At 61.1% G+C, this 8289-nt stretch carries 8 protein-coding genes; 5 read left to right on the top strand and 3 right to left on the bottom strand.

Annotation, left to right across the window (positions count from 1 at the left end):
• Positions 1-307 precede the first annotated feature (307 nt).
• The 5 genes from alaS to FKP22_RS14060 all read left to right on the top strand — a co-directional run bounded on the left by alaS (position 308) and on the right by FKP22_RS14060 (position 6703).
• The gene (alaS, locus tag FKP22_RS14085) at positions 308-2935 is read left to right on the top strand and encodes an alanine--tRNA ligase (RefSeq protein WP_141288111.1); all 2628 of its coding nucleotides are present in this window, start codon (positions 308-310) and stop codon (positions 2933-2935) included.
• A gap of 415 nt (positions 2936-3350) precedes the next feature.
• Positions 3351-4550: a hypothetical protein gene (locus tag FKP22_RS14080; protein ID WP_141288110.1), complete on the top strand. Its 1200-nt coding sequence runs from the start codon at positions 3351-3353 to the stop codon at positions 4548-4550.
• 606 nt (positions 4551-5156) lie between these two features.
• Positions 5157-5573, top strand: a complete 417-nt coding sequence (locus tag FKP22_RS14070; protein WP_211361408.1) for a hypothetical protein — start codon at positions 5157-5159, stop codon at positions 5571-5573.
• 76 nt (positions 5574-5649) lie between these two features.
• Positions 5650-6126, top strand: a complete 477-nt coding sequence (locus FKP22_RS14065) for an NUDIX hydrolase (RefSeq protein ID WP_141288108.1) — start codon at positions 5650-5652, stop codon at positions 6124-6126.
• A gap of 193 nt (positions 6127-6319) precedes the next feature.
• Entirely contained in the window at positions 6320-6703 is a 384-nt protein-coding gene (locus FKP22_RS14060; protein WP_141288107.1) for a hypothetical protein, read from the top strand.
• Between the two features lie 152 nt (positions 6704-6855).
• On the opposite strand, the gene FKP22_RS14055 is transcribed toward FKP22_RS14060, so the two are convergent.
• The 3 genes from FKP22_RS14055 to FKP22_RS14045 all read right to left on the bottom strand — a co-directional run bounded on the left by FKP22_RS14055 (position 6856) and on the right by FKP22_RS14045 (position 8048).
• The gene (locus FKP22_RS14055) at positions 6856-7179 is read right to left on the bottom strand and encodes a hypothetical protein (protein ID WP_170200903.1); all 324 of its coding nucleotides are present in this window, start codon (positions 7177-7179) and stop codon (positions 6856-6858) included.
• A gap of 276 nt (positions 7180-7455) precedes the next feature.
• The gene (gene vapC / locus FKP22_RS14050) at positions 7456-7857 is read right to left on the bottom strand and encodes a type II toxin-antitoxin system VapC family toxin (RefSeq protein ID WP_141288105.1); all 402 of its coding nucleotides are present in this window, start codon (positions 7855-7857) and stop codon (positions 7456-7458) included.
• Positions 7854-8048, bottom strand: coding sequence for a type II toxin-antitoxin system VapB family antitoxin (locus FKP22_RS14045; protein WP_141288104.1), 195 nt, complete (start codon positions 8046-8048; stop codon positions 7854-7856). Before FKP22_RS14045 ends, vapC begins: the two co-directional genes overlap by 4 nt.
• Positions 8049-8289: the final 241 nt, after the last annotated feature.

Genomic DNA, 8289 nt, shown 5'->3' with positions numbered 1-8289 from the left:
GAGTGCCAGCAGCGCCACCTTGAGCTGGTAGCGCCGGGGCGCGGCCGCGCTCTCGGCCTCCAGCCGAGCGACCATGCGCTCGAAACGTTCGATTTCCATCTTTCCTCCCTCATGCCAAGCTTCTTGGACCCTCTTTGAACTTGCGGTTTTCCGCTTTGGCTGCATTTTGTGACGAGGCCTGCCTGCCGCACAACCTGGGCAGCCCGCGCCCCAGGGCCACGGGCTTGCCCAGGCCGCAAGGCCGGCCCTCGCCACCTATAATCGAAAGCTTCGCCAGACTCGGCGTGACCCTCGAGAAAAGACCCGGATGAAAGCCGCAGAGATCCGCCAGACCTTCCTGAAGTTCTTCGAGTCCAAGGGCCACACCATCGTGGCCTCGTCGCCCGTGGTGCCCGGAGACGACCCGACGCTGTTGTTCACCAACGCGGGCATGAACCAGTTCAAGGACGTGTTCCTGGGCTTCGACAAGCGCGCCTACACCCGTGCCACGACCAGCCAGAAGTGCATCCGCGCCGGCGGCAAGCACAACGACCTGGACAACGTCGGCTACACCGCGCGCCACCACACCTTCTTCGAGATGCTGGGCAACTTCAGCTTCGGGGATTACTTCAAGCACGATGCCATCCAGTACGCCTGGGAGCTGCTGACGACCAAGTTCATGCTGCCGGCCGAGAAGCTGTGGGTCACCGTCTACGCCGAAGACGACGAGGCCTATGACATCTGGCACAAGGTGGTGGGCGTGCCGGCCGAACGCATCATCCGCATCGGCGACAACAAGGGCGGCCGCTACGCCTCCGACAATTTCTGGATGATGGGCGACACGGGCCCCTGCGGCCCCTGCACCGAGATCTTCTACGACCACGGCCCGGAAATCGCCGGCGGCCCCCCGGGCAGCCCGGACGAAGACGGCGACCGCTACATCGAGATCTGGAACAACGTCTTCATGCAGTTCAACCGCACCGAAGACGGTGTGATGCACAAGCTGCCCAAGCCCTCGGTGGACACCGGCATGGGCCTGGAGCGCCTGGCTGCGGTGCTGCAGCATGTGCATTCGAACTACGAGATCGACACCTTCGTTGCGCTGCTGGCTGCCGCGAAGGCCGCCGTTGACGGTGCCGGGGCTGGTGACTGCGACAAGGACAGCGCCTCGCTGAAGGTCATCGCCGACCACATCCGCGCCTGCTCCTTCACCATCGTGGACGGCGTGATCCCCGGCAACGAAGGCCGCGGCTACGTGCTGCGCCGCATTGCCCGCCGCGCCATCCGCCACGGCTACAAGCTGGGCGCGCGCACCCCGTTCTTCCACAAGATCCTGCCCGAGCTGGTCAACCAGATGGGCGACGCCTACCCCGAGCTGCGCCAGGGCGAAGCGCGGGTCACGGCCGTGCTGAAGCAGGAAGAAGAGCGCTTCTTCCAGACCATCGAGCGCGGCATGGAGATCCTCGAGGCCGCACTGGCCACGGGCACCAAGGTCATCGACGGCGAAACCGCCTTCAAGCTGCATGACACCTTCGGCTTCCCGGTCGACCTGACGGCCGACGTCTGCCGCGAGCGTGGCGTGACGGTGGACCAGGCCGGCTTCGACGCCGCAATGGCGCGCCAGCGCGAGCAGGCCCGTGCAGCAGGCAAGTTCAAGATGGCCGCGGGCCTGGCCTACACCGGCTCGCCCACCACCTTTCACGGCTACGACGAGCTGCTGCGCGAAGCCTCGCGCGTGGTCCAGGTCTATGTGGACGGCAGCCCGGTGGACGTGGCCCGCGCCGGTGACGACGCCGTCATCGTGCTGGACCACACGCCGTTCTACGCCGAGTCCGGCGGCCAGGTGGGCGACACCGGCGAGCTGCGCAACGCCAGCACCCGCGTGGTCGTCGAAGACACGATGAAGATCCAGGCCGACGTGTTCGGCCACCACGGCCGCGTGCTCGAAGGCGAAGTCAAGGTGGGCGACACCTTCACCGCCCGCGTCAACGCCGAGCACCGCGCCCGCACCGTGCGCAACCACAGCGCCACCCACCTGATGCACAAGGCCTTGCGCGAAGTGCTGGGCACGCACGTGCAGCAGAAGGGCTCGCTGGTCAACGCCGAGCGCACCCGCTTCGACTTCGCGCACACCTCGCCGATGACCGAAGCGCAGATCAAGGAAGTTGAAGCCAAGGTCAACGCCGAGATCCTGGCCAACGCTGCGGCGCAAGCCGAAGTGATGGCGCTGGACGACGCGCAGAAAAGCGGCGCGATGATGCTGTTTGGCGAGAAATACGGCGACACCGTGCGCGTGCTGAGCATCGGCAGCTCGAAGGAACTCTGCGGCGGCACCCACGTGCAGCGCACAGGGGACATCGGCCTGTTCAAGATCGTCAGCGAAAGCGGCGTGGCCGCCGGCATCCGCCGCGTCGAAGCCGTCACCGGTGCCAACGCGCTGGCCTACCTGCAAAGCCTGGAGCACACGGTCAACGAAGTGGCCGCCTCGCTGAAGGCCGCACCGGCTGAGCTGAGCAGCCGCATCGGCAGCCTGCAGGACCAGCTGCGCGCCCTCGAAAAGGAAGTCGCCTCGCTGAAGGGCAAACTCGCCTCCAGCCAGGGCGACGAACTGGTCGCCCAAGCCGTCGACGTCAAGGGCATCAAGGTCCTTGCCGCCACCCTGCAAGGCGCAGACGCCGCAACGCTGCGCGCCACCATGGACCAGCTGAAAAACAAGCTGAAGACCGCCGCCATCGTGCTGGCCGCAGTCGACGGCGGCAAGGTCCAGATCGCCGCAGGCGTCACCGCAGACACCATCTCCAAGCTCAAGGCCGGCGAACTGGTGAACTTCGTGGCCCAGCAAGTGGGCGGCAAGGGCGGCGGCAAGCCGGACATGGCGATGGCTGGGGGGACCGACGCTGCGGCGCTGCCGGCGGCGCTGGCGGGCGTGCAAGCCTGGGTGTCCGAGCGTCTCTGACACTGCGCTGCCCGCCTCATTCAAAAACCCGCTTCGGCGGGTTTTTGTTTTTGGGGCGCGGTGTGTCTGCGAGCCAGCGTGCTACCCAACGCAACCCGGTTTTCCCTCGTGGGGTACGGCGTAGCGAAGTTGCTGCATCCATCCGGGAAAGGTTGACGAAATGGCGCCGCCTGCATCCAATGAGACCGGACGAGGACTGCTCCTTTCGCCGGAAATTTCGCAATGAATGACACGGGTCCAGCCGCTGGAAAAATCAATGCCGACGCTAACTTGCGGCCACTTGAGATCCCATTTTTATGGAGACAGGTAGGTCTTACGCAGCAAAGCGGTCGCCCGATAAAGAAGTAGGGCACTCAACGTGCTCCGTCCTTTGCCGCGTCAACCCGAGCGACCACAAACACCTCCTGAGAGTCACATGAATACTCACCGCGCAAGACGCCTCCTCGAAGTGTTAGCTCGCCGACTAGACTATCGAGACTCGCACCTGTATCCTTTCTTTGCTGACTATACGGACGGCAAGGTGTTGGCCGATGCGCGGAAGTTCCTCCGAGATCAACTACTAATGCTGCTCTCTATCGTGACAAAGTCCGCTCTCCGAGACGATGCTGACCTTCTCCGTGCTAATGTACTTTCTTGCCATCGAAGCCTCGTCTCCTACGCCGAACTGCTCGCTCGATTCTTTCCCAAGGAATGCGAGGAGGCTCGTCGACTCAATGCCCCATTCGATGAGACACCCTACAGGCAAGCATTCGACAGGATGGCCGGCGATCCGCTTGGCCTCGATGCGCGTGCACTTGATACGCGCGGAGAAATTCCGGAACGAAACCAGCACCCCGTCCACTTCATTGAGATATTTCGCCAAGCGCAAATGGCCTTCGACCAAGTCGCTATTGAACTTAATATAGATATCAAGAATAAGAATATTGCAGATGAACTGGTCCGATCAATAGTCTTCAAGCCGGAATACAAACAAGCGGGGATGGCTCTACTAGCCTATTTTGGAACGATAGTTGAAAAGAAGTATCCAACTCTCGACGTTCGAATTCGCATCGAACAGGAGGGCGATAGGGTTTCCCTCATAATCGAGACCCCATCAGGCGAAATAGAGAAGATTGAACGGGAACTTGGCCAATATGCCTTGGTTGTCTCCGGCGATCTGTCCGTTGACGAATACATGCCAGATGCCAGAGACGCTATGGCACTTCGACATAAGCTGGAACTTTCACGCTTGGAGGTTCAGCAGACGCGAGACTTGCTTTATATCGAGAGAAAGGGCCTCGGCGACCGAATCGCCTCCCTCGAGGGAGAAATTGGCTTTATGCGGCGCCTGCTCGACAAGACGCAGTATGAGTCCGGACAAACGGCGGAGGCACTGCGGAACATTGCTATGTCGTTGACCGGCGACAATCGCGAGATGATGAGAGTTATCGCCGACTCTTTCGAAACGAGTGATCAGCCATCTGTCGATAAACTCGTGGAGCAGTTGAACCCACTGCTACAGAGTCAGCCATCACTGGCCAACACCCTCAAGGAACTCTTTGTGAAAGGGTCTATTCAGGGTGCTGCAGGGAACTACTTGTACGCCGCGTTGATGACACTGCAGAAGATGGCCTAGCGGACTGCTGAAATACCAAGGCGGTCTCAAGTCTGGATCTCGGGGTCACCCATTAGCCGCCTCCGTCAATGGGGACGAGCAGATTTCTGCGGTCGTCCCCCGCATTTTTCCCTCCAAAGCCTGCATTCCCAGCCGTTGAGGTCACTGCACACTTGGTTCTCGGAGATTGGTTGCGCCGCTGCGCACCAGTCACCCATCAGGATCAAGGCTCGGGCGCTTTGCGGCGACTGGCCCCTGGCTGCGTTCGCAGCCCCAGAAAACCCCTCTGTTCCCCACCGCGTCCAATCCACGCAGCCAGTCGAGCCGGCCGCACAGGTCTGTGGCTTCGCACGGGTGCGATCCAGCCCCTTGTGGCTCACGGTACGGGCGCAACGAACTCTTTGCTTGGGTGGGATCGGCGCTGGCGGACACGTCGAAAGGCTTGCCGTCTTTCATGACGTGGTAGCAGGCTCGCGCTAGCTCGCGCGCCACTGCCTTGATGGCGACCACCGACAGGCTGCTGCACTTCTTCCGCTACCAGCGTTATGCTCAACAGCCCGCCATTGCTGCGCGCGGTCATCTGTCTTCGGCCCCTCAGCTTCAACGTAGACAACACAGGAGAATGTCGTGTCAGTTTCCGTAGCGTCGCAATCAGATCTTGAGTTCACGCGCGCATTCGAGGGCGGTGAAATACCAGCCAGCGAGTTCAATCACCTCGCTCACCTGCGCATGGCCTATGTCTATCTTTGTCGAGGCGATTTGAATTACGCCGAGCAGAAGATGCGTGAGGCGCTCCTGGCATTCCTCGATGCCAATGAAATTCCTCGTGAGAAGTTTCACGAGACACTCACCCGCGCATGGATCATGGCGGTCTCTCATTTCATGAGCCGAAGAGACGCTAGCGCCTTCTCAGAATTCATCGCACACAGCCAAGCACTTCTGGACACGAAGGTCATGCTGACTCATTACTCCGCTGCTGCATTGTTCTCTGAGCGCGCTCGCACGGCGTTTGTCGAGCCCGATCTCGAAGCAATTCCCTGCTGAGCAACGCTGTGTTGCCAAACCCTTCTGCAGGGAGTTCCCACAAGCGGGCCAACCCTCACATCGAACGCTGGGCCTCATGATTTCTGTCGATCTCCAAGGCCAGCGATTCCAGGTTCGTGCCGCTGCCATCGTCCTTCATGCCGGATACGTGCTGCTCCATCGAGCGCCAGGCGACGAATACTGGGCTCTCCCGGGTGGCCGGGTGGAAGTGGGCGAGGAGGCATCAGCTACCATCGTCCGAGAGATGAAGGAAGAGCTCGGGGAGGATGTTGAATGCGGCCAACTTCTCCACATAGCAGAGAATTTCTTTGATCTTGCAGGGCGCCGCAACCACGAAATCGGTTTTTATTTCCTCGTATCACTTGCCGAAACCTCAGGTCACCTCGACAAGGCTCGAACCTACTGTGGCTTGGAGAGCCACCTGAATCTGGAATTTCGCTGGTTCGCGCTTGAAGATCTGGCTGCGATCAATCTACGCCCCACTTTTCTCCAGGCTTCTCTCACCGCCAATCCGCTGGTCTTCTCGCATGCCGTTCAGCGAGAGTATGAATGAGGGATGAAACTTCCTTGAAGTTCAGGATGACCGGACTCACCCACGCCATGCTCGGCAAAAACGTTCTTGGCGAGATCAATGCCCACGGCCAGAATCGTCATGGACTTCCCTGTGCTGGTCAAGTTGACGAAATGGTGCGGCCTGCATCTAATGGGACAGGATGAGGATTGCGCCTTTCACCGGAGATCTGGCAATGAATACGACGGGGCATCGCGCGGTGTGCTTGCTCGCGGGCGTGGCCGCGATGCTGTGCGCCGCCAGCGTCAAGGCAGAAGATTCGCCGTCGTGGCAGGTGGTCGGCGTGCAGGGCCTGGTTCAAGTCGTGATCGTTCCCAAAGAGCAGGCGAGAGATTTCTCGGCTTACCAGGTTCAGTTGGCCAAGTTGTGTCCACCTGAGCGCACCTGCTTCGTCAACTTCTACGAAAACACGTCGGCGGTCAAAGCCGAGTTGCCACTCCCTGACGCCATCGCCAATCAGCCCGCAGCCAGGTTCCGCCGTTCCATGAAGAATGGCGCTGAGTTGTTCCAGTGGAGTTGTCGTGTGGCCGAGAACCCCAATGATGCGCAGTGCTTCTAGCTCCGCCACATTGCGGGCTGAGCCTTTCGTTCAGGGGAACCCGCCTTCGGCAGGCCTGTTGCGCCGAACTGAACTCCTGAGACAAGCATCACCCGGCGGTCACGAATTCGAACTCTGCAATTGCAAGTCGCACGATTGAGGCCTGGGCGGGATCAGCCAGCCGGCCACAGTGCGGCCAGCGCCAGAGGGCAGGGCGGAGGGGCCAGCTTCTGGCTTGGCTGGCAGGGCACCGTCCATGTGGTGCGGGTCAGGCAGGCAGCGGCGGCGCGCTGGCACAGGGCTTGTCGCGCCGCCACGGCGGCCACGATGGCCGGTGGCACCAGCTGCAGCTTCAGGGCGTAGGCCGTGCGCAGCATGAGCGCCGGTTCGGTGGTGGCCAGGTAGCCGTGTGCCTCGGCGGGGTCGTCAAACGTGGCTTCCGAGCAGAAGTAGCGCTGCCGGGTTTCGTCCCAGATCACGATGTCCCACAGGGGCATTGGATAGTCGCCAGGTTCTTGGCCGTGCAGGTCGCGGAGGTAGCAAGGGTGTGGCATGGAACAGCTCGGATGGAGGCATCGCGTCCCCCTGCAGCCGGCTCGCTTTTCAGCGGTGCCCTGGAAGCCGTAGGTGGCAATCGATGCGGACCTTCTTGAGTACCCGCAGGCGCGCCGACGGTTGCCGTGGCGCGCGTAAAGGGAAGTAGCAACATCCGATCAGCGCCGATCCGTCGTGCCATGTCGGAACGATGTGTGACCGTCGGGCGTCGCAGCTTGCTAGGCTTCCGAATATGCCTCGCGTAGACCCAGGTGCATCGCGAAAGGTGCGAAGTCTCTGTCGGAGTGCAGGAGAGTCAGACCATCCTCGATGCACCGCGTTGCGATCAAGGTGTCGATGGTCTTTCGGGTGGTGATGCCTTTTGCCCGAAGAGTGCGGTAGTTTTCTGCCGCCTTCAAAGCCAGGTCGTATCCGCAGAGGTCGAGACGGGTAAAGGCATCGAAGATATCCTTGACCCGTTTGAACTCTTTGTCGTCGCGAATACCTTGCAGAACTTCACCTGCGATCAAATCTCCGACTGCGATTCGGGTTCGCCCAAGCAAGGAGTCGAGTAAGGCAACCTGCGGCGTGTCTGTCGAACGGAAGTAGTCGATCCAAACGCTGGAGTCGACAAGAATCACTTGTCGGTTCTCATCGCGTTGAGGTCACCTTCCCAGGTGATTTTCCCGCGCAGTTCCCGGGCTTTCTCTTGAGCACGAAGGTCAAGCAGAGTCCGCAGCCCAAGCTCAACCGCTTCCTTTTTGGTCTTTGCACCAGTCGCAAGGAGCGCGTCTTTCATGAGCTTGTCGTCGATCTCGATGTTCGTGCGCACGATGTGTACCTTTCGGGTTCCTGGTACACAGGATATCACTGCCGGCGTGCGCAAGGTTTGAGCGCGCAAGGGCGCGTCACGCCTCGGCGCGCGCCCAGGCCACCAGCCGCTCGGCAGACAGCGCCGCACCGTCGGCCTCGTCTTGCTGCAGCAGGGCTGAGAAGGCCTGCAGATCGGCGGCCGCACAGTGCGCCAGGATCGGCCGCAGCACGGCCGCCGGCCACACAAAGACCGCGCAGTC

The sequence above is a fragment of the Ideonella azotifigens genome (genome assembly GCF_006519715.1).
Lineage (GTDB): Bacteria > Pseudomonadota > Gammaproteobacteria > Burkholderiales > Burkholderiaceae_C > Ideonella > Ideonella azotifigens.
This window is presented reverse-complemented; position numbering and strand designations above follow the sequence as displayed.

Bases quoted from the DNA above. Each gene is read 5' to 3' on its own strand.
- alaS (WP_141288111.1), top strand. From the start codon at position 308: ATGAAAGCCGCAGAGATCCGCCAGACCTTCCTGAAGTTCTTCGAGTCC.
- FKP22_RS14080 (WP_141288110.1), top strand. From the start codon at position 3,351: ATGAATACTCACCGCGCAAGACGCCTCCTCGAAGTGTTAGCTCGCCGA.
- FKP22_RS14060 (WP_141288107.1), top strand. From the start codon at position 6,320: ATGAATACGACGGGGCATCGCGCGGTGTGCTTGCTCGCGGGCGTGGCC.
- FKP22_RS14065 (WP_141288108.1), top strand. From the start codon at position 5,650: ATGATTTCTGTCGATCTCCAAGGCCAGCGATTCCAGGTTCGTGCCGCT.
- FKP22_RS14055 (WP_170200903.1), bottom strand. From the start codon at position 7,179: ATGCCCCTGTGGGACATCGTGATCTGGGACGAAACCCGGCAGCGCTAC.